Source organism: Selenomonas sputigena (assembly GCF_026015965.1).
GTDB lineage: Bacteria > Bacillota > Negativicutes > Selenomonadales > Selenomonadaceae > Selenomonas.
The window spans coordinates 971,575-993,908 of sequence record NZ_CP110383.1; the positions used below are offsets into that span (position 1 = coordinate 971,575).

At 55.5% G+C, this 22,334-nt stretch carries 17 protein-coding genes; all 17 read left to right on the forward strand.

The features are described 5' to 3' along the window. Positions 1 to 51 precede the first annotated feature (51 nt). The 17 genes from hisG to OL236_RS04945 all read left to right on the forward strand — a co-directional run bounded on the left by hisG (position 52) and on the right by OL236_RS04945 (position 22,277). A complete protein-coding gene (gene hisG / locus OL236_RS04865) occupies positions 52 to 720 on the forward strand; it encodes an ATP phosphoribosyltransferase (RefSeq protein ID WP_265071543.1) in 669 nt (222 codons plus the stop codon). Next, positions 717 to 2,066: a histidinol dehydrogenase gene (gene hisD / locus OL236_RS04870; RefSeq protein WP_265071544.1), complete on the forward strand. Its 1,350-nt coding sequence runs from the start codon at positions 717 to 719 to the stop codon at positions 2,064 to 2,066. Before hisG ends, hisD begins: the two co-directional genes overlap by 4 nt. A gap of 1 nt (position 2,067) precedes the next feature. Then, positions 2,068 to 2,652: an imidazoleglycerol-phosphate dehydratase HisB gene (hisB, locus tag OL236_RS04875; protein WP_265071545.1), complete on the forward strand. Its 585-nt coding sequence runs from the start codon at positions 2,068 to 2,070 to the stop codon at positions 2,650 to 2,652. Positions 2,653 to 2,662: 10 nt separating this feature from the next. Then, positions 2,663 to 3,283: an imidazole glycerol phosphate synthase subunit HisH gene (hisH, locus tag OL236_RS04880; protein WP_265071546.1), complete on the forward strand. Its 621-nt coding sequence runs from the start codon at positions 2,663 to 2,665 to the stop codon at positions 3,281 to 3,283. A gap of 11 nt (positions 3,284 to 3,294) precedes the next feature. Continuing rightward, the gene (gene hisA, locus OL236_RS04885; RefSeq protein WP_265071547.1) at positions 3,295 to 4,026 is read left to right on the forward strand and encodes a 1-(5-phosphoribosyl)-5-[(5-phosphoribosylamino)methylideneamino]imidazole-4-carboxamide isomerase; all 732 of its coding nucleotides are present in this window, start codon (positions 3,295 to 3,297) and stop codon (positions 4,024 to 4,026) included. Position 4,027: 1 nt separating this feature from the next. Further along, positions 4,028 to 4,786 carry an imidazole glycerol phosphate synthase subunit HisF gene (gene hisF / locus OL236_RS04890; protein ID WP_265071548.1) on the forward strand — a complete coding sequence of 253 codons (759 nt, stop codon included), beginning with the start codon at positions 4,028 to 4,030 and terminating at the stop codon, positions 4,784 to 4,786. Continuing rightward, entirely contained in the window at positions 4,783 to 5,490 is a 708-nt protein-coding gene (gene hisIE, locus OL236_RS04895) for a bifunctional phosphoribosyl-AMP cyclohydrolase/phosphoribosyl-ATP diphosphatase HisIE (RefSeq protein ID WP_006192378.1), read from the forward strand. Before hisF ends, hisIE begins: the two co-directional genes overlap by 4 nt. Then, positions 5,483 to 6,118, forward strand: coding sequence for a SagB/ThcOx family dehydrogenase (locus OL236_RS04900; RefSeq protein WP_265071549.1), 636 nt, complete (start codon positions 5,483 to 5,485; stop codon positions 6,116 to 6,118). Before hisIE ends, OL236_RS04900 begins: the two co-directional genes overlap by 8 nt. A gap of 95 nt (positions 6,119 to 6,213) precedes the next feature. Further along, a complete protein-coding gene (locus tag OL236_RS04905; protein ID WP_013740791.1) occupies positions 6,214 to 7,863 on the forward strand; it encodes a putative manganese-dependent inorganic diphosphatase in 1,650 nt (549 codons plus the stop codon). A gap of 102 nt (positions 7,864 to 7,965) precedes the next feature. Beyond that, positions 7,966 to 10,239, forward strand: a complete 2,274-nt coding sequence (gene pcrA, locus OL236_RS04910; RefSeq protein WP_265071550.1) for a DNA helicase PcrA — start codon at positions 7,966 to 7,968, stop codon at positions 10,237 to 10,239. Between the two features lie 7 nt (positions 10,240 to 10,246). Beyond that, positions 10,247 to 12,256 carry an NAD-dependent DNA ligase LigA gene (gene ligA / locus OL236_RS04915; protein ID WP_265071551.1) on the forward strand — a complete coding sequence of 670 codons (2,010 nt, stop codon included), beginning with the start codon at positions 10,247 to 10,249 and terminating at the stop codon, positions 12,254 to 12,256. A 133-nt stretch (positions 12,257 to 12,389) separates the two neighbouring features. Next, positions 12,390 to 15,014 (forward strand): alanine--tRNA ligase, encoded by a 2,625-nt coding sequence (gene alaS, locus OL236_RS04920; RefSeq protein WP_265071552.1) that lies wholly within the window; start codon positions 12,390 to 12,392, stop codon positions 15,012 to 15,014. A gap of 134 nt (positions 15,015 to 15,148) precedes the next feature. Next, the gene (locus OL236_RS04925; RefSeq protein ID WP_232208161.1) at positions 15,149 to 16,099 is read left to right on the forward strand and encodes an HlyD family secretion protein; all 951 of its coding nucleotides are present in this window, start codon (positions 15,149 to 15,151) and stop codon (positions 16,097 to 16,099) included. Positions 16,100 to 16,124: 25 nt separating this feature from the next. Further along, positions 16,125 to 16,877 (forward strand): 5'/3'-nucleotidase SurE, encoded by a 753-nt coding sequence (gene surE, locus OL236_RS04930; protein WP_265071553.1) that lies wholly within the window; start codon positions 16,125 to 16,127, stop codon positions 16,875 to 16,877. Positions 16,878 to 16,921: 44 nt separating this feature from the next. Continuing rightward, a complete protein-coding gene (locus tag OL236_RS04935) occupies positions 16,922 to 18,163 on the forward strand; it encodes an adenosylhomocysteinase (RefSeq protein WP_265071554.1) in 1,242 nt (413 codons plus the stop codon). A 14-nt stretch (positions 18,164 to 18,177) separates the two neighbouring features. Further along, positions 18,178 to 19,458: an amidohydrolase gene (locus OL236_RS04940; RefSeq protein WP_265071555.1), complete on the forward strand. Its 1,281-nt coding sequence runs from the start codon at positions 18,178 to 18,180 to the stop codon at positions 19,456 to 19,458. A gap of 170 nt (positions 19,459 to 19,628) precedes the next feature. Further along, positions 19,629 to 22,277 (forward strand): FtsK/SpoIIIE family DNA translocase, encoded by a 2,649-nt coding sequence (locus OL236_RS04945; RefSeq protein ID WP_265071556.1) that lies wholly within the window; start codon positions 19,629 to 19,631, stop codon positions 22,275 to 22,277. Positions 22,278 to 22,334: the final 57 nt, after the last annotated feature.

A 22,334-nucleotide genomic window follows, 5' to 3' on the forward strand; every position in this document is an offset into this window, starting at 1 on the left:
CCGGGTGATCTCGTTTTATCAGCGCTTCCTTAGTGATTCGAGGTGTAATTGATGGATATAAACGGAAAGGACTACTTGACGATTGCTTTTCCGAAGGGCAAGCTTTTCGCTCTGTCCAAAGAGCTTTTTTCCCGCGTCGGCTATACGGCGGAGGGACTGGAAGAGAAATCGCGCAAGCTCATCATTTCCAACGAGGAAAAGAAGATTCGCTTCATCGTCGCGAAGACGGCGGACGTGCCGACGTATGTCGAATACGGTGCGGCGGACATCGGCGTCATAGGCAAGGACGTCCTCGCGGAAGCGGAAAAGGACGTTTATGAAGTCCTCGACCTCGGCTTCGGCAAATGCCATCTGATGATGGCGGTCGATAAAACGCAGAGGAGAGCAAAGCTCGCCGACTATGCGCATACGCGCGTCGCCACGAAGTTTCCTCATATAGCGGAGCAGTTTTTTACAAAAAAAGGCATGCAGATGGAATACATCAAGCTCAATGGATCCATCGAGCTTGGCCCCTTGGTCGGGCTTTCCGAGAGCATCGTGGACATCGTGGAAACGGGCACGACGCTCAAGGAGAACAATCTTGAGGAAATCGCGCACATCATGGATGCGACGGCGCGGCTCATCGTCAATCGCGTGAGCTACAAGCTGAAGTTTGAGCGGATCTACCGCTTGGTCGAAGATTTGCGCAGTGCGTTGGAAAGCGGGGAAGCAAAATCATGAAGATTGTATCGGCGAAAGAGCTCGGTAAAGATAAAATACGGAAGCTCTTGGTGAAGCCGCCCTTCGATGAGGTGCAGCTCAATCCAAAGATTCGCGAGGCGAACCGAAAAATCTTCGGCGCCGATCTCACGGCGGCGGAAGTCGCCGTGCGCATCGTCGAGGACGTGCGCCGTCATGGCGATGAAGCCGTTATCAAGTACACGAAGCTCATCGACGGTACGGAGTTTTCTCCCGAAGATTTTCAAGTATCGGAAGAGGAGTTTGCCGAAGCGGAAAAAAATGCAGACCCGGCAATCGTCGCATCGTTGGAAAGAGCCGCGCACAATGTGCGCAGCTACCACGAAGAACAAAAATCAAATTCATGGCTGACGTACCGTGAAAAAGGCTCGATTCTCGGACAGTCGCTGATTCCGCTCGACCGCGCGGGCATCTATGTGCCGGGCGGCACGGCGGCGTATCCGTCCTCCGTCTTGATGAACGCTGTTCCGGCTGCCGTCGCAGGCGTCGGCGAGATCATCATGATGGTGCCGCCGAAAAACGGCAAGATCAATCCCTATGTGCTTCTCGCGGCGAAGATTGCGGGCGTGTCCAAGGTCTACAAGATCGGCGGCGCACAAGCGATCGCCGCCATGGCCTACGGCACTGCGACGATTCCGCGCGTCGACAAGATCACGGGCCCCGGCAACATCTTCGTTACGCTCGCGAAGAAAGCTGTTTACGGCCATTGTGACATCGACATGCTCGCCGGCCCGAGCGAGATCCTCATCGTCGCCGACGAGACGGCAGATCCCGCCTATACGGCAGCCGATATGCTCAGTCAGGCGGAGCATGACACTCTGGCGTCAAGCATCCTCATCACGACGAGCGCAAAGCTCGCACATGAGGTCGAGGCTCTGCTGGAGGAACAGCTGAAAGGGCTGCCGAGGGAAAATATCGCCAGGGCGTCCATCGAGAACAACGGTCTCATCGTCATCGCCGATGACATCATGGAAGCATTGGAATACGCGAACATTTCCGCGCCTGAGCACATGGAACTTCTGACGAAGCAGCCGTTCGAGCTTCTGCCCTATGTGCGCCATGCGGGAGCCGTTTTCCTCGGCGCATATTCTCCGGAACCCTTGGGCGATTACTTCGCGGGTCCCAACCATGTATTGCCGACGGGCGGCACGGCGAGATTCTATTCCGTGCTCAACGTCGAGACCTTCATGAAGCGCACGAGCATCATTTCCTATACGAAGGACGCCCTGCATGATGTGGAGGCGGACATCATACGTCTGGCGGAGGCGGAGGGGCTGCATGCCCACGCCAATGCCGTGCGTCTGCGCAGCAAGGAGAGGAAGGACTGACATGCGCCAAGCCGAGGTCAAGAGAAAGACAAACGAAACGGAAATCGCGCTTCGCATCGGCCTTGACGGCACAGGCAAGTGCTCCATCAAGACGGGAATCGGTTTTTTCGACCACATGATGACCCTTTTCGCCGTGCATGGACTTTTTGACTTGGAAATCCTTTGTCATGGCGATACTGAGGTGGACGGACATCATTCCGTCGAGGACATCGGCATCGCCTTGGGACAGGCGTTTCGCGAGGCTCTGGGCGACAAGGCGGGCATTGCACGCTACGGGTCGTTCTACTTGCCTATGGATGAAGCGCTCGCCTTCGTGACGCTCGACATCAGCGGCAGGGCATACCTCGTCTACGATGGGGGCGAGATGACGCCCGTCGTCGGCAGCTACGATACGGAGCTGACGGAGGAATTTTTGCGTGCCTTTGCCTTCAATGCCGGCATCACGCTTCATGCCAAGGTGCTCTATGGCAGGAATACGCATCATAAGATCGAAGCGATCTTCAAGGCGCTCGCTCATGCGCTGCGCCTTGCCGTCGCAAAGGATTCGCGCGTCAAAGGCGTGCCGTCGAGCAAGGGTGTTTTATAGGAGGATTTGCATGATTGCGGTCATTGATTACGGCGTAGGAAACCTCTTCAGCGTGGAAAAAGCGCTCCTCCACAGTGGCGCAGAAGTGGAGGTCACGCACGATGCAGAACGAATTGCGGCGGCGGAGAAGCTCGTCCTGCCGGGCGTGGGCGCATTCGGCGACTGCATGAAGCGTCTGGAAGCGACGGGGTTGATCCCTGTGATACGGCATGAGATAGAAGCGGGAAAGCCGCTTCTTGGCATCTGCGTCGGCCTGCAGATCCTTTTCGAAGGCAGCGACGAATCGCCAAACGTTGCAGGACTCGGCATCTTTTCCGGCAAGGTGCGCCGCATCGAGGCGCCCGAGCTGAAGATTCCGCACATGGGATGGAACTCCTTGGATTTTGCGGAACACCATGAGGGGCAGCCGGTCATCGGCCTTTTCCGCGGTATTCGTGCAGGTTCTTACGTCTACTTCGTTCACAGCTATCATGCTGTGCCCGAAGAGCCGCAGATCATCACGGCGCAGGCGATGTACGGCGAATGCCTGACGGCGGCGGTAGCGAAGGACAATGTTCAGGCCGTCCAGTTCCATCCCGAGAAATCGGGAGCGGTCGGCAGCGCGATCCTGAAGAATTTTGTGAATGCTTAGGGGGCGGGAGAATGCTCATCATTCCAGCGATTGATATAAGAAATGGAAAATGCGTGCGCTTGTTCAAGGGGGACTTTGCCCGGGAGACGGTTTTTTCTGATCATCCTGAGGAAATGGCAATGAAGTGGCAGAGCGCCGGCGCACGCTTCCTGCATCTTGTCGACTTGGACGGCGCTCTGGCGAAGAAGCCGATGAATCTCGCTGCGGTAGAGCGCATCCTGGGGAGTGTAGACATCCCTGTTGAACTTGGCGGCGGCATCCGTTCGCTCGAAAATATTGAAGAGGTGCTGGCTCTCGGTGTGAGTCGCGTGATCCTCGGCTCCGTGGCGGTGCAGAATCCCGCGCTTGTGGAAGAGGCCTGCCAGAAGTACGAGGAGCGCATCATCGTTGGTATCGACGCCAAGGACGGCATCGTCGCCGTCGATGGCTGGGGCGTTTCCGGCGAAGTGGAAGCGGGCGAGTTGGCAAAGCGCATGGTCAATGCAGGCGTTCGCACCATCATCTACACCGACATTTCTCGTGACGGAACATTGACGGGCGTGAACGCGGATGCGACGGTCGCTCTCGCCAAGGAGAGCGGCGCGGCGGTCATCGCTTCAGGCGGCGTAAATTCTCTCGATGACATCCGCCGTCTGAAGCGGTTGGAAGCCGATGGCGTCTGCGGCGTGATCGTCGGCAAATCCATCTATACGGGGGCGCTTGACTTGCAGGAAGCCATTGAAATCGCCGGCCAGGAGGGGTAAAATGTATACGAAGCGCATCATTCCCTGCCTCGATGTCAGAAACGGGCGCGTTGTCAAAGGTACGAACTTCGTCGGTCTGCGCGATGCGGGCGATCCCGTCGAACTGGCAGCACGCTATGACAAAGAAGGGGCGGACGAGCTGGTGTTCCTCGACATTACGGCGTCGCACGAGGAGCGATCGACCATCGTCCAAGTGGCCAAGGCCTGTGCCTCCGAGATGTTCATCCCGTTCACCGTCGGCGGCGGCATACGCACGCCCGAGGATATCCGCAGGCTGTTGAAGTCGGGGGCGGACAAGGTGTCCTTCAACACGGCCGCCGTGAAAGATCCCGAGGTTCTGCGCCTCGGCGCGGAGCGGTTTGGCAGGCAGTGCATCGTCCTCGCAATCGACGCGCGAAAGAGCGGCGAGGGGCGCTGGGAGGTCTACATCAACGGCGGCAGGACGCCGACGGGCATGGACTGCCTTGCCTGGGCGAAGAAGGGCGTCGCTTTGGGCGCAGGGGAAATCCTATTGACGAGCATGGATGCTGACGGCACGAAAGATGGCTACGACATCGCGTTGACGCGCGCTGTTTCTGAAAGTGTCCCCGTGCCCGTCATCGCCTCGGGCGGCGCGGGGAAGCTTTCTCATTTTTATGATGTGCTGACGGAAGGGAAGGCGGACGCCGTTCTTGCCGCTTCGGTTTTCCACTATGGCGAATTTACCATAAGGGAAGTCAAGGATTATCTGAAGAATCGTGGAGTGGAGGTCAGATTATGAATACTTCGATTGATATTTCCATGATACATTTTGATGAAAAGGGTCTTGTCCCCGCCATCGTGCAGGAGGAAAACGGCGAGGTTCTCATGCTCGCCTACATGAATGAGGAATCGCTGAAGAAAACTTTGGAAACAGGCTTCACATGGTTCTACAGCCGCTCGCGCAAGAAGCTCTGGCGCAAGGGAGAGACTTCAGGCAATGTGCAGCAAGTCAAGGAAATCTCCTACGACTGCGACGGAGACACGCTTCTCGTGCGCGTGCATCAGGCGGGCGTCGCGTGCCATACGGGCACATATTCGTGCTTCAGCGGACGCAGGCTGGGCAAGGATGAGAAGGGCGTCGCCGTCATCGGCGATGAGCCGCAGACTTCGCTCGCAGAAGTGCTCAATGCCGTTTATCACGTCATCCAGGAGCGGCGCGTTCATCCCGTTGAAGGTTCCTATACGAATTATCTCTTCGACAAGGGGCAGGACAAGATCTTGAAAAAGGTGGGCGAAGAAGCGGCGGAGACCATCATCGCCTCGAAGAATATGGAAAAGAGCGACATCCTCTATGAGATGGGCGATCTCTGGTATCACTGCCTCGTGCTTCTCGCGTTCCACAACATCGTGCCCGATGAACTGTTCGTCGAGCTTATGAACCGCAGGAGCGGCGGCAGCTACCACCAATTCACAGGAAAGGACGGCGTGCGTCCCGATGTGTGAGGGAAAGGGCGATGTCCTGCAGCTGCCCGAGCCTGACCTCCTGCCCGACCGGGAAATCAACTTCCTGGAGCTTATTGAACTTCGCGCAAGCCGCAGGCAGTACACAGCGGAGGCTCTGTCCTTGCAGGAGCTTTCTTATCTCTTATGGTGCACGCAGGGCGTCAAGATGGTCGCAGAAGGAGGACGCACGCTGCGCAATGTCCCATCGGCAGCGGCGCTCCATCCGTTGACAACCCTGTTGTATCTGCAGAATGTAGAAAATGTGCCCACAGACTTTTATCAATTTATGCCTGTGGAACATGCACTGAAGCGTTTGACTCTTTCTGAAGATGCTCCAGAGGAAATGCTCACCGCCTTCGAGCAGCAGGCAATGGTGCGTCAAAGCGCGGCAATCTTCTTCTGGGTCGCAGACATCGTGCGCGGCATTCGCACGTATGGGCGCAAGGTCTACGAGTACATCTATCTCGATGCCGGTCATATCGGGCAGAATCTCTATCTGACGGCTCAGGCGCTGGACTTGGGCGCGTGCGCCGTCGGCCGATTCGATGAGGCGGCGCTGCATCGCTCGCTCCTGCTCGACGGTGAGGAGAAAAAGATCGTACATGCAGCCTGCATCGGCAAGATATGATTTCTATCTTGCCGATGCGGGCTTGCTTTTCGTATGTATCGTAGGATATAATGGAAACCATCATATATCATCTGAAAACGGGAGGCTTCTTTTCGATGAAAAATACGAAACCGATCTATACGATAGGGCATCGCAATCCGGATACGGATTCCATCTGCTCCGCAATCGGCTATGCGCATCTGAAGCAGGCGATGGGCGAGAATGTTGTGCCGGCGCGCGCGGGAAAGGTCAACGAGGAGACGAAATTTGCTCTGAACCACTTCCATGTGGAACAGCCTCTTCTCATCACCGATCTCTATCCGCGCGTGAAGGACATCACGCTCGACTGCAAGACTGTCGTCAAAGAAACGGACAGCTTGCGTCATCTCGGCGAAATCATGCGTGAAAACGATCTGAAGTCGGTTCCCGTCGTCGATAAGGACGAGCGGCTCATCGGCATCGTGACCGTCAGCGACCTCGCGCAGCGCTATTTCAAGGAACTCAGCATGCAGAATCTCGCCGACGCGGGCGTCTCCTTCCGCGATGTGATCCGCGTCATTGACGGTGAGGTCATCGTCAACGGCGATGAGGGCGGCAAGATTCGCGGCAATGTGCGCATCGCCGCGGGTAGCATCAGCATGATTCAGGATGTCGTCAAGGAGCACGACGTCGTCCTCATCGGTGACCGCAGGGACGAGACTTTGATTGACTGCCTGAAGCAGGGAATCGACTGCATGATCGTCACGGGCAACGGCAGGGTGTCGCCGAGCGTCATCGAGGAAGCCGAGGAGCGCCACATGCTCATCATCAACACGCCCTATGACACCTACACTTGTGCGCGGCTCATCAACCAGTGCGTGCCTGTCAAGCGCATCATGCAGGACGAGATTGTCGCCTTCAAGCCGCTCGACCTCCTGAGCGACATCAAGGGAACGATGGAGCAATACAGCTACCGCAATTATCCCGTCGTGGAAAATGGCAAGCTCGTCGGGCTCGTGAGCAAGGACATGCTCATGGTACCGGAGCGCGAGCGCGTCATCTTGGTTGACCACAATGAGCGCGGACAGGCAGTCGAGGGCATCGAGGAAGCGAAGATTCTTGAGATCATCGATCACCACCGTCTCGGCGGCATCCAGACGAGCGAGCCGATCTTCACGCGTCAAGAGCCTGTGGGCTGCACGGCGACGATCGTGGCGAACATGCACTGGCACAGGGATGTCGACATCCCGCCGTCGATCGCAGGCCTGCTCCTCTCGGCGATTCTTTCCGATACGGTGCTCTTCAAGTCGCCGACTTGCACGCCATACGACAAGAAGACGGCGGAACGTCTGGCGGAGATTGCCGGCGTCGATATCATGGAATATGGCATGGCAATGCTCAAGGCGGGTTCGGGCATCGGCAACATGTCGCCCTTGGAAATCACCAAGAACGATATGAAGGAATTCCAGATTGGCGATTACCGCATCATCGTCAGCCAGATTTCCGTCATGGACACGAAGGAAGTCATGGACATCGAGGCGGAAATTGTCAAGAGCATGGCGGACGTCTGCAAGAAGGAAGGCTACGACATGAGCCTCGTCATGGTCACGGACATCATCGCTGAAGGGACGTATCTGCTCTACACGGGATCGCCCAAGACGTTGATCGGCGAGGCGTTCCACAAGGATGCCAGCGGCACGCATATCTATCTGCCCGGCGTCATGTCGCGCAAGAAGCAGATCATCCCGCCCCTTTCGGAAGCCGTCAAATTGATCAAGAAGCAGTGAGAGCTGTAAAAGGCAGGAACGGCTGTTGCAGTATATCTGCGGCAGCCGTTTCCTTTGCTGCAATCAAACATGTATGCTGCTGATGTTTGCGAGGTTGATACAGTGGATATTTTTCAGGGCTTGAATCCCATGCAGCGGGAAGCTGTCGCACATATCGACGGCCCGCTGCTCATCATGGCGGGCGCCGGTTCGGGCAAGACGAAGGTGCTCACCTGCCGCATCGCCAATCTCTTGGCGCACGGCGTGCCGCCCTACGGCATCTTGGCAATCACGTTCACGAACAAGGCGGCGGCAGAGATGCGCGAGCGCGTCGATCGCATGATCGGCGGCTTGGGCAAGGATGTCTGGCTCAGCACATTTCATTCGTTCTGCGCACGCTTTCTGCGGCGCGAGATTGAAGCGGGCGAAGTCTACAAGAAAAATTTCGTCATCTACGATACATCAGATTCCAAGACTGTCATCAAGGCGTGCCTCAAGGAGCTGAATCTCGATGACAAGCAATTTGCTCCCGCAAAGGTGCAGAACGCCATATCGAACGCGAAGAATCTCATGCTCGGCCCGCGCGCCTACGCGCGGCAGGCGGATACGTTCCATGCGAAGAAGATTGCGGAGCTTTTCAGCCTGTATGACAAGAAGCTGCGCGAGAACAACGCCTTGGATTTTGACGATCTCCTGCTGCTCGCCGTCGACCTTCTGGAAAATAACGACGAACTGCGTCAAAAGTATCAGCAGCGTTTCCGCTACATCCTCATCGACGAATATCAGGATACAAACGGCGCACAGTACAGGCTCACGACGCTTCTGGCAGGCAGTCATCACAATCTCTGCGTCGTCGGCGACGCAGATCAGTCCATCTACGGCTGGCGCGGCGCGGACATCAGCAACATCTTGAATTTCGAGAAGGACTTCCCCGAGGCGAAGACGATCAAGCTTGAGCAAAATTATCGCTCGACGAAGAATATCTTGGCCGCAGCCAATGCCGTCATCCGAAACAATGAGAACCGCAAGCCGAAGAAGCTCTGGACGGAAAATGCCGTAGGGGAGAAGATCGCCCTTTATCAGGCGAATGACGAGCGCGACGAGGCAAGATTCGTCGTAGATACCGTGCAGAAGCAGAAGACGCTCTTTTCCGTCGATTATGGCGACATCGCCGTGCTTTACCGCACAAATGCGCAGTCGCGCGTCCTCGAAGAAGCCATGATGGCGGCGGGGATTCCCTATACGATGGTTGGCGGCTTGAAGTTCTACGACCGCATGGAAATCAAGGACATCATTGCCTATTTGCACGTCCTCTACAACCCGTTTGACGCCGTGAGCCTCCTGCGCATCATCAACGTACCCAAGCGCGGCATCGGCGCCTCGACGATCGCCAAGCTCACGAAGTATGCCGCCATGCGTGAAGAATCCCTCTTCGATGTCCTGTCGAGTCCCGAAGCGCTCGAAGCTATGGGATTCAAGACGCGCACGAAGAATCTGCTCGAAGCCTTCGCCGCGCTTCTCTTTGAGCTCATGGGCAAACTTGCCGCTATGCCGCTTTCTTCCTTTATCGAAGCCTTGCTTGACGATACGGGTTATATCAAGGATTTGGAGAAGCAGGATACGCCCGAGGCGCAGACGCGCATCGAGAACTTGCGCGAATTCGTCGGCGTGGCGCGAGAATTTGAAAAGACGGAAGAAGAGCCGACTTTGGAAAATTTCCTCAACCAGATCGCACTCGTCTCCGATGTCGATACGGCGAACATGGAGGACGACCGCGTGACGCTCATGACGCTTCATTCGGCAAAGGGCTTGGAGTTCCCCGTCGTCTTTCTCGTGGGCATGGAGGAGGGAATCTTTCCCCATGCACGCACGCTGCTTGAGCCGAGCGAAATCGAGGAAGAACGCCGCACCTGCTATGTCGGCATCACGCGCGCTGAACGCAAGCTCTACTTGAGCTACGCGCGCTATCGGACGCTTTACGGCAAGGGAAATGTCTATCCGCCGTCGAGATTCCTCGCGGAAATTCCCGAAACGTATTTGGAAAAGGCAAAGGCACAGGCTTTCGGGCGGAGCGCGTTTTTAGAGTCGAGGGGCATGGGGAGGCCGCAGTCCGCCTTTGAGATTCTGCAAAGCTTGCAGCGGACGACAGCTTCTTCTGCATCGCCTTCGCCTGTACCTTCTTCCCCTCGAGAGGTGCGTTCTGCCGCGTCCGCCGCAATTCGCCCGAGCATGGAAGTGGCATGGCGTGCGGGCGACAAGGCTCGCCACGGCAAGTGGGGCGTCGGCACAGTCGTCTCGGTCAAGGGGGAAGGCGAAGAAGTCGAGCTGAAGATCGCCTTCCCGCAAATCGGCATCAAGGGGCTCATGCAGAAGTATGCTCCCATCGAGAAAGTCTGAGGTTCGTATGGATATTCAAGAAGTCAAAAAAGAGCTTGCACAGCTGCGGCGCACGATACGTCACCACAATGTGCGCTACTACAACGACGACAATCCCGAAATCAGCGATTATGAATACGATCAGCTTATGCTGCGGCTCAAGGCGCTGGAAAGGGAATACCCCGAGCTTATCACGGAAAACTCGCCGACGCAGAAGGTCGGCGGTACGGCGAAGCGCACGGCAGGCACGCTCGTGCGCCACGACGTGCCGATGCTTTCGTTGCAGGATGTATTCTCTCGCGAGGAGATAGAAGCTTTCGTGCGCGATATAGAGGCGCGCATGGAAAATCCTGTGTTCGTCGTCGAAGAAAAGATCGACGGACTTTCGCTTGCCCTGCGCTATGAAAACGGGATGCTGAGCCGTGCCATCACGCGCGGCGACGGCGTCGTACAGGGCGAGGACGTCACGGAAAATGCCAAGGTCATCAAAGATGTCGTGCAGAAACTCAAAGAGCCGCTGCCTTACTTCGAGGTGCGCGGCGAAGTCTACATGACGAAGGCGGCATTTGAGGCGGTCAACGAGAGGCGTCAGCTTCTCGGGCTAAAGCTTTTTGCCAATCCGCGCAACTGTGCGGCGGGCACTCTGCGCCAACTCGACAGCCGCATCACGAAGGAGAGGGGGCTGTCCCTCTTCGTGTTCAATCTGCAGGCGGTGCGCGGCAAGGAGTTCCAAACGCATGTCGAAGCCTACGACTTCATGAAACGGCAGGGCATCAAGGTCATTCATGCCTATCACGTCTGCCGTACGGCAGAGGAGGTCTGGGATGCCATCGAGCAGATCGGCGCCTCGCGCGGCGATCTGCCCTACGACATCGACGGCGCTGTCGTCAAACTCAATGATTTTTCGCAAAGGGAGAGCCTCGGCGCGACTTCCAAGGCGCCGCGCTGGGCGATCGCCTATAAATACCCGCCCGAGGAAAAGGAAAGCGTCGTGCGCAGCATCACGCTTTCTGTCGGCCGGACGGGGCGCATCACACCGACGGCGACGTTCGATCCCATCCGTCTTTGCGGTACGACGGTCGAGCGCGCGACGCTGCACAATCAGGATTTCATCGACGATCTCGATGTGCGCGTAGGCGATACCGTCGTCGTCTACAAGTCGGGAGAGATCATTCCGAAGATCAAGGCGGTCGTAAAAGAAAAGCGTCCCGAGGGAACAGAGCCGTTCAAGATCGGCGATCGCTGCCCCGTCTGCGGTGCAAAGGCTGAGAGAGAGGCGGATTCCGCCGACGTCAAGTGCATCAATCAGGCATGTCCGGCGCAGGTGGAGAGCCACATCCTGAATTTTGTGAGCCGCGACGCTATGGACATCAAGGGTTTGGGCGAAAAGAACATCGCCGCCTTGATTGAAAAAGGTTTCCTTCACACGATCGTCGACATCTTCCGCTTGAAGGAGCATCGGGAAGAGCTGATTGCCCAAGGCGTTGTCGGCAAGGAAAAAAACACGGACAAATTGCTTTCGGCAATCGAAGAAGCAAAGAAGAACGAACCGCAGCGTCTTTTGACGGGACTCGGTATCCACGGTATCGGCAAGGCGGCAGCTGCCGCTCTCATGCAACATTTCAAGACCTTGGAGGCTTTAGAAAATGCGTCCGATGAAGCGATTCTCGCGGTGCGTGATATGGGCGAAACGAGCGTCGCCGCCATCCGTTCGTATTTCCAAAACGAAGGCAATGCAAAGATTTGCCGCGAACTGCAGCAGCTCGGCGTCGCGACGGCAGCACAAGAGCGTACGGCACAGGGCGACGAACTGGCCGATATGAGCTTCGTCGTCACGGGCACGCTGCATCATTTCGGGCGCAGGGAAATCACGGAGCTGATCGAGCAGCACGGCGGACGCGTGACAAGTTCCGTGTCCAAGAAGACGGACTGCCTCGTCGCGGGAGAAAACGCCGGCAGCAAGCTGCAAAAGGCGGAGCAACTGGGCGTCCGAATCTTGACGGAGGAGGAGCTTCTGCAGTTGATTGACCATATTTGACATCGCATATTGAAAACACTGGAACAATCGTGTCAGGCTATGCTATAATTGTTTGTTAGTACGAGGTCGAGCGAATGAATCCCAAGCGGAATTTGTTCAAGCTTGACGTAATCTCTGATGGGGGTAGGTTCTTTTGAAATACATGACAGGAAATGAATTGCGCGAAGCGTATTTGCAGTTCTTTGCGGAGAAAAAGGGGCATCTGCGGTTGCCGAGCGCTTCGCTCATCCCTGCAAACGATCCAACGCTCTTGATGATCGGCGCGGGCATGGCGCCGTTCAAACCGTTCTTTACGGGCAAGATGAAACCGCCGCGCACGCGCATCACGACGAGCCAGCGCTGTGTACGTACGGGAGATATTGAGAACGTCGGGCGCACGGCACGTCATCAGACGTATTTTGAAATGCTCGGCAACTTCTCTTTTGGAGACTATTTCAAAAAAGAGGCGATTCCTTGGGCGTGGGAGTTCCTGACGGATGTCTTGGATTTGCCGAAGGAAAAGCTTTGGGTCACGGTCTATCCGAAGGACGATGAAGCAGCCGCCATCTGGCGTGAGCAGCCCGGCTTCCCGCAGGATCATATCGTGAAACTCGATGACAACTTCTGGGAGATCGGCCCCGGCCCTTGCGGTCCTGATTCGGAAATCTACATCGACCTTGGTGAAGAGCGCGGTTGCGGCAGCCCAGACTGTGCTGTCGGCTGTGATTGTGACCGCTACCTCGAAATCTGGAATCTCGTCTTTACGCAGTTCGACCGCACGGAAGACGGTCAGTACAATCCGCTTGAGCACAAGAATATTGATACGGGATGCGGTCTTGAGCGATTGGCTTCCGTGCTGCAGAATAAGAAGACGAACTTCGAGACGGATTTGCTCTTTCCCATCATCGAATACGCCTCGAAAGTATCCGGTGTCGTTTATGGCGAAAATGCGGAGAAGGACGTCTCGCTCAAGGTCATCGCTGACCATGCGCGCAGCATGGCAATCATGATCATGGACGGCATCCTGCCTTCAAACGAGGGACGCGGCTATGTTCTGCGCCGCATCTTGCGTCGTGCTGTGCGCCATGGGCGCATCCTCGGCATTCATGACAAGTTCTTGGAAGGCGCGATTGATGCCGTTGCCGAAATCTACAAGGGTGCAGCGGACTTTGAAGAGCTTGCTGAGAAGAAAGAATACATCAAGAAAGTTATCAGCATTGAGGAGGATCGCTTCGCGGCGACACTCGCACAGGGCATGGAACTCTTGAACGGTCACATCGAGGACTTGAAGCGAGAAGGCAAAAAGGTGCTTCCTGGTGAAATTGGCTTCAAACTCTACGATACGTACGGTTTCCCATGGGAAGTCACCGACGAGATCTTGCATGAAAACGAAATGGAACTTGACAAAGATTCCTTCGAGAAAGCGATGGAGAAGCAGCGCGAACGTGCCCGTGCCGCGCGGCAGGAAAATCAGCGCGTCGCCGTACCCGACCTCTCGGGCATCGATACGTCACATCTCTGTGTCGATGAGAATGCGAAGGAATCGACCGTCGTCGCCATCTGGAAGGACGGCGGTCTCGTCGATGAGCTTGCCGACGGCGAGGAGGCGGGCATCATCTTGCAGTCGACACCTTTCTATGCAGAAGGAGGCGGTCAGGTCGGCGATGCCGGACTTTTGGAGACGGAATTTGGCCGCGTGCAGGTTGCCAACGCCAAGAAACTTCCCGACGGCACGGTTTATCATATCGGTTATGTTGAAGAGGGCATGTTGAAGGTTGGCGACCATGTTTCCATCCAGATTGATTGGATGAAGAAGCTGTCGTCAGCGCGCAACCATACGGCAACGCATCTCCTGCAGGCTGCGTTGAAGCGCGTCGTCGGCGATCAGGTCAATCAGGCTGGCTCCTTGGTCATGCCCGAGCGCCTGCGTTTCGACTTCTCCAATTTCGAGCCTGTGACGGCGCTGCAGTTGCAGGAAGTGGAACGCCTGGTCAATGAGCAGATTCTCATGGCAAAGCCTGTGGAAATCGCGCAGATGGAAATCGACAAGGCGAAGAAACTCGGCGCTATGGCGCTTTTCGGTGAGAAGTACGGCGATGTCGTGCGCGTCGTCTCTGTGCCGGATTTCAGCATAGAGCTCTGCGGCGGCTCGCATGTAAAGAACATCGGCGAGATCGGCATGTTCAAGATCATCAGCGAGACGGGCATCGCTTCTGGCGTGCGCCGCATCGAGGCTTTGACAGGCAAGGCGGCCATCGACTACATGAATGAGAAGGCGGAGACTCTCGCCGCAGCCGCACACGCGTTCAAATGTCGCGATGATGAACTTGTTTCCCATATTGAGAGCGCATTGGCAGAGAACAAGAAACTCAAGCAGGAAATCGCTTCTTTCACGAAAGAACGCGCCATGGGAGATGTCGATATGCTGCTCGCGCAGAAGACGCAGATAAAAGATCTTTCCTTTGCTTCGGGCATCGTTGAAGCCGATAATATCGACGATCTGCGAAAGATTGCCGACATGCTGCTCGATCGTCTGGAAAGCGGCGTGGTCGTGCTTGCCGCCGCGCACGAAGGGAAAGTCAGCCTCGTGGCGAAGGCGAGTGACACAGCTGTGGCAAAGGGCGCTCATGCGGGCAACATGGTCAAGGCGGCAGCTAAAATCGTTGGCGGCGGCGGCGGCGGACGAAAAGAGATGGCGCAGGCAGGCGGCAAAGAACCTGCCAAGATGCCGGAAGCTTTGCAGGAAGCTGAAAAGGTTCTGGCGGAACAACTTGCTTAACACGACTGTATGGTCAAGTCTCGTGCCTGCACACGCTGTTCGCAGTTCCGACGGGAAACTTTCCTTGGAGGGATTCCCATGGCGCAGAGGTGATCTTCGTGGAAATAGATGTTACGAAAAAGGCAATACGATTTTTGCAGTTCAGTCTGCTTGGCCTATTGATGCTCGCTGCCCTCACGATCGGCGGCATCTGGCTCTACCAGCGCTCGCATAATGTTGTGACGCTCGAAGACGCCCAGGTGAAAAGTGCGCTCGTGCCCGCAAAAGCAAAGGCAGATGGCACGATAGCGGAAATTCTGGTCGCCGACGGCGCTCATGTGGAGGCAGGGGACGTCCTCGCGCACATCAAGGTCAATGTCACGGACGAGGATATCGCCCAGTTGCAGCAAAATGTCACGTTAGCGAAACAAAGCTTGGAGAATTTGCAGAAAGGAATCGCTGTCACGCAGCCCGTCGTGAATGAAGCTCCGAGCGCTGCGGTCGATACGGAAGCGGCACGCGCACGCATGGAGCGAATGAACGAGCTCTATGCGATGGGCGCTATCAGCGCCGTGAAACGCGATGAAGCCGAGGCCGCTTACAATGCCGCTGTTGCTTCCAATCAGGCTCGTGCACCTTCATCAAGCTATCGCACCGTCCTGCAGCCCGCTTCGCCGGAACAGATCAAACAAGCAGAACTGTTTTTGAAGCAGGCGGAAATCGCCTTGGCAAAGGCGCAGCAGGATAAAGCGGGAACAGATATCATTGCGCCCGCTTCCGGAACGCTCTATCTAGCCGAAGACATCGCTGCTGAAAGCAAGGTCAGCACGGGGCAAACCTTTGCAAACATCGGCAATGCCAAGGATTTGTGGATTGAAGCCGTTTTGAACGATGATCAGAAAGCGAAGGTGCGCCTAGGGCAATTCGCTTCTTATCGCTTGGGCGGACGCGACATACAGGGTACGGTGCAGGATATAGAGGAACCTGATGCAGACGAGGGAGATGAGACGGTATCTGGCAAAGTCCGTGTGCGCATTTCTGTTCCCGAAGAGGCGGGAGAAGGAATACAACCTGGAATGAAGGTTTCTGTGCGCTTGTCGCCTTGAATGAACGATAGAGAGGACGGATGTATTGCGTATACTATTGACGAATGACGACGGTATAGAAGCTGCCGGAATAGAGGCGCTCGTGCGCGTGCTCTCGCCGCACCATACGGTCGTTGTGGCTGCCCCGGCCTTTGAGCAAAGCGGCATGTCCCATGCAATCACGGTCAAGAAGTACATCCGTCTCGATCGGTATCGCCCTTTGGAAGAGCGATACGGCGTGGCGGCATATCGGATTGAGGGTACGCCGGCGGACTGCGTGAAACTTTACCTTGAAGCGATTTCTTCCGATATATATCCGGAGTATGTAATCTCCGGCATCAATCACGGAGCGAATCTGGGCACGGATGTGCTTTATTCCGGCACAGCCAACGCTGCGATGGAAGCGTATCTGCATGGAATCACAGCGACGGCCGTATCCCTCGACATGAAGTCCGAAATCTCGTATGATACAGCTGCCGGACTTATGGAGGAGAATCTTTTTTCTCTCTTTTACGAAGAGGGAAAAGTGAACTTCTATAATGTAAATTTCCCCAAAAAATTCGGCGAAAATGGTCCGCAGTTCGTATTCACGCAGCTTGGCCGCCGCGATTACATCAATGCATTTCAAAGGATGGAAGATGTGGACGGGAAGGAATGCTATTTTCTCGGCGGGGAGATTCTCGACGAGGGAAACAGCGATGCAACGGACATCGCTGCCGCAGAGCGCGGCTACATCTCCGTCACGCCGCTTCAGACCGATCTGACGGATTACCTCTATTTGGAGAAACTGCTACGCTGAAATTGCCGCTTTGCAGGAAACGATTTTTAGGAGGAGCAACGCACATGGAATCAATGATCAAAGACATCAAACTCGCGCCGTCGGGTCATGACAAAATCAACTGGGTCAAGAACTTCATGCCTGTCATGGAAGCCGTCAACAAGGAATTTTCCGTGACGAAGCCCTTTGCAGGCAAGAAGATCGTTATCACGCTGCATCTTGAAGCAAAGACAGCGTATTTGGCGTTGATCATGAAGAACGCCGGCGCAGAGGTTGCCATCACGGGCAGCAATCCGTTGTCCACGCAGGATGACATCGCGGCAGCGCTCGTCGAAGATGGGCTTCATGTCTTTGCGACGCACGGCTGCACGGACGAAGAGTATGAGGATTACATCGACAAGGCGCTTGACCTTAAGCCTGACATCATCATCGACGACGGCGGCGACCTCGTGAATATTCTGCATACGAAGCGCCGCGAACTTCTGCCGAACATCCTCGGCGGTTCGGAGGAAACGACGACGGGCGTGCATCGTCTGCATTCTCTCGCCCGTGCGGGCAAACTTGAGTTCCCGATGATTGCGGCGAACGACGCCTACTGCAAGTATCTGTTTGACAACCGCTATGGAACGGGGCAGTCAACGTGGGATGGCATCATGCGCACGACGAACCTCTGCATCACGGGCAAAACCGTTGTCATTGCCGGTTACGGCTGGTGCGGCAAAGGCGGCGCCATGCGTGCTCAGGGTCTCGGGGCGAATGTCGTCATCACGGAGGTCGATCCCATCAAGGCGATCGAAGCTGTGTTCGATGGCTTCCGTGTCATGCCTATGGACGAGGCGGCGCGCATTGGCGACATCTTCCTGACCTTGACGGGCGATAAGGATGTCATTCGCAAGCATCACTATGAGGTCATGAAAGACGGCGCTATGATGGCGAACTCCGGTCACTTCGATGTGGAAATCAACATCCCCGAGCTTGAGAAAATCTCCGTATCGCGTCGTACCGTGCGCAAGAATATCGAGGAATTCAAGCAAAAGGACGGCAGGAAGCTATATCTTCTTGCCGAAGGCCGCCTCGTGAACCTCGCAGCAGGCGACGGACATCCGGCGGAGATCATGGATCTCTCCTTCGGCGTACAGTTCTTCTCCGCGCTTCATATTCTCAATCATCATGCAGAACTTGAAAACAAGGTCTACCTGATGCCGAACGAAATCAATACGAAGATTGCCGAACTCAAGCTCAAGGCTTCGGGCGTAGCCATTGACCATCTGACGGACGAGCAGAAGGCCTATCTCGGACTTGCTTGAGAGAGGTGCACGATATGAAAATATTGATTTCCAATGCGCATGTTCTTCATCCGGACGGCAGCGTGCGGGAAGGAAATATCGCAGTCGAGGGAAATAAGATTGCAGCAGTCGGAGAAATCCCCGCTTCGTGGCAGCCGGAGCGAACGATTGACGCAACGGACAGGCTCGCTGTTCCAGGCTTTATCAACGCCCATACGCATGCATCTATGACGCTTCTTCGAAGCTATGCGGACGATATGAAGCTCATGGATTGGCTGCAGCAAAAGATCTGGCCGATCGAGGCGAAGATGCGCAACGAAGACATCTATTGGGGCGCGATGCTCGCCGCTGTCGAGATGATACAGGGAGGCACGACGACCTTTGCCGACATGTACGGGCCTGATATGGAAAAGGTCGCCGAAGTCGTAGAGGAATCAGGGCTTCGTGCCGTTCTTTCGCGCGGTCTGATCGGTGTGGTGCCCGATGCAGACGAAAAGCTTGCAGAAAATGTGACGCTCTTCAAAAATTGGCATCAAAAAGCCGATGGGCGTATCACCGTGATGTTCGGGCCGCACGCGCTCTATACGTGCCCGCCCGATTATCTGCACAAGGTCGCAGAGGCGGCAAAGTCGCTTGGAGCGGAAATCCACATCCACATGTCAGAAACGAATGGCGAGGTGGAGGACTGCCTCAAACAATACGGCAAGCGTCCCTTTGCACACGTCGCCTCCACAGGTCTTTTCGACAACGGCACATTGGCGGCGCACTGCGTGCATCTTGACGACGAAGATATTTCCATCATCAAGAAGTACGGCATCCGTGTCGCGCACAATCCCGGCAGCAACATGAAGCTCGCGAGTGGCATCGCTCCCGTGCAGCGCCTTCTTGCGGAAGGCGTCTGCGTTGCTCTCGGTACGGACGGCGCGTCGAGCAATAACAACCTCGACATGCTTGAGGAAGTCAATCTCGCCGCTATGCTGCACAAGGTGGCGAGCTATGACCCCGAGGCTGTGCCCGCAGGAGAAGCGCTGCGCATGGGGACGGCGTACGGGGCAAAGGCTGTCGGTCTTTCCGATGTAGGGCTCTTGCAAGAGGGCTATAAAGCGGACATCGTCCTCTTCGATATGACGAGTCCCGCATGGGTGCCACGTCACGATCCCGTATCGCTGCTCGTCTATTCTGCCAATGTCTCTTCGGTCGATACGGTCATCGTCGACGGCCGCATTCTCATGGAGAAACGCGAGCTCCTGACGCTTGATGAAGAGCGTATTCTGTTTGAAACGAAGCGCCGCGTCGAGCATCTTCTTGCACATTGATTTATCTGCAGAAGCATATCCTCTGTAGGCAGGTCGTTTTGATTTTTACAGCAGCCCTTCACGGGCTGCTGTGATTTTAGATAGGTGATGTCGTTTTGAAAAAGAAAGGTTCCAATAGCGATAGAGGGAACAGCAAGAGGAGATCCCGCACGAAAAACAAAAAAGAGCCGATGACGACAACTGCACCTAAGGGCAGACGCTATGAGATCATCGGTCTACTTCTTCTTGCCGCAGGCCTCATATCCATCGGGGGACTGCTTGATTGGAACGTTGGTTTCATCGGTCTTTATTTCGCTAAATTCCTTCGGTATCTTTTCGGTTTAGGCGCTTGGGTCGCTTCCGGCGTCATACTGCTCATAGGCACGCAGTATGTGACGAAGCATCGGGGTATTGTTTATTCCACGCACTTTTTCGGCCTCATTGGGCTCTTCGTTTCTTTACTTGCCATCCTCCATCATTTCCTCGTACCTGTAGGGGCGGAAATCCTGCCCGAATATCTGCCGAATGCAGGCGGTCTTCTAGGCGGCGGCCTGCTCTTCTTCATCCGCAAGTTTTTCGGTGCGACGGGAGCCATCATCCTCTTGTGCACGGGTACGGTTGTCGCCATCCTGCTCTCTACGACATGGTCGCTTGCCCTTGGGATGCTGCGCACGAAACGGCAGGCGAAAGCAGGAATCGTCAAAGCGAAGGATACGCTCTCCGTCGCCCAGCAGAAGGTAACACAGGCTGAAAATATCTTTGAAGAACATGTGCGCGGAAGAATCAAAAGCTCGTTTTACAATCAAGATAAAGACGAAGCCTTTGAACAGGCGTTTGCAGCAGAAGCAAAAAATGTCGCTCCGGGAGAAGATGTACAGCCGACATCTTTTCCATCCTTTGCTGCACAGGAAGCATCTGTCACGCCGCAAACGCAGGAGGAAAGAGATTTTCTGACGGCTCTTGAGCCTCCTGCCACAGGGGAAGGGACGGCATCTTTTGCTTTCGGCGAGACATGCGATCAGAACGAATTATTGGTAGAAACAGAACAGGAAGAGGAAGCAGAAAAAGAAAAAACAGCAGAAGAGCTGCCGTCCTTTTCCATTGAATATGCCTCGAATGAAACGGAAGAACAAGCGGAAATCATCGCAGAACCACCGCCAGAAATCCCCGACGACTTTGATGTCGTTCCTTTGCCAAAAGACGTACCCATGGCAATGGAGGTGCAGGACAAGCGCCTCGCCATGATGCAACCGACAGTCTCCACACAGTCCATGACGGCGACCTTGCCGCAGGAAACCCTTGCAGCACCATCCGTGACAACACCGTCGTCTTTGACCATGCCGGCTGCTGTCTCAGAGACAAAGCCGCGTGAAGAAGCGACACAGCCGACGGAAAGGCCGTATGAGCTGCCAAAAGTGGAAGAAATACTCGCATCTGAAGTCAAGAAGAAGAACTTCGCGCTGGAGCGGGAAATTGCCGAAAACGCACAGACTCTGGCGCAGACCTTGGAAAACTTCAAGGTCAAGGCGAAGATCATCAATGCATGCCACGGACCTGCTGTTACGCGCTATGAGCTTGAGCCGGCGCCTGGCGTCAAGGTCAGCAAGATCACAAATCTGGCAGACGATCTGGCTCTGAGTCTTGCGGCATTTTCCGTGCGCATAGAGCCTATACCGGGAAAAGCCGCCATCGGCATCGAGGTGCCGAACAAGGAGCTTGAGGGTATCCGTCTGCGTGAAGTCTTGGAAAAGCCTGCCTTTGCGACGGCCAAGTCGAAACTCACGGTCGGCTTGGGCGTCGATATTGCAGGACAAGGCATCTTTGCCGATCTCGCCAAGATGCCGCATCTTCTCGTCGCCGGCGCCACTGGATCAGGCAAATCGGTCTGCATCAACACGCTCATCACGAGCGTTCTCTTCAAAGCGAGGCCGGATGAAGTGAAGTTCATCCTCATAGATCCCAAGATGGTTGAGCTTTCCAACTACAATGGCATACCACATCTGATGGTTCCCGTTGTCACGGACGCAAAAAAGGCGGCCTCCGTCCTGAATTGGTCGGTGCAGGAGATGGAAAAGCGCTATGCCAAATTTGCCGAGACCGGCGTACGCGATATGGAACGCTTCAATGCGGCAAAACCCGAAGAGAAAATGCCCGCCATCGTCATCATCATTGATGAGCTTGCCGACCTCATGATGGTCGCACCGCACGACGTGGAAGATGCCATCTGCCGCCTTGCACAGAAAGCGCGCGCAGCGGGCATCCATCTCGTGCTTGCAACGCAGCGCCCGTCCGTCGATGTCATCACGGGCATCATCAAGGCGAATATTCCGTCACGCATATCGTTTGCCGTGTCCTCGCAGATTGACTCGCGTACGATTTTGGATATGAGCGGCGCTGAAAAGCTGCTTGGAAAGGGCGATATGCTCTTTTATCCCGTCGGATCGGCAAAACCGCAGCGCGTGCAGGGTGCTTTCGTCAGCGATGAAGAAGTGGAGAGGCTTCTCGACTTCATCCGAGGACAAGGGCAACAGATGGAAGAAAATCAGGAGATTATTGAGTACACGGAAAATGCCGCCATGGAAGCCGATGACGGTAAGAAGGATGCAGCGAAGGAAAAGATTGATGAACTTCTCGGCGATGCGATCGAGCTTGTCATGAGTTCCGGGCAGGCATCGACATCAAGCATACAGAGACGTTTCCGCATCGGCTACACACGCGCCGCCCGCCTGATTGACACGATGGAAGAGATGAAAATCATCGGACCGAGTCTCGGCAGCAAGCCGCGCGAAATCCTTGTATCCTCGGAGGAAGCCGAAGCGGCTTTGAGAAAAATCAGTTAGAGCGCTTTTCTTGTCGACAACAAAGGAAGCACTCATAAATTCAGTCGCCCGTATTCA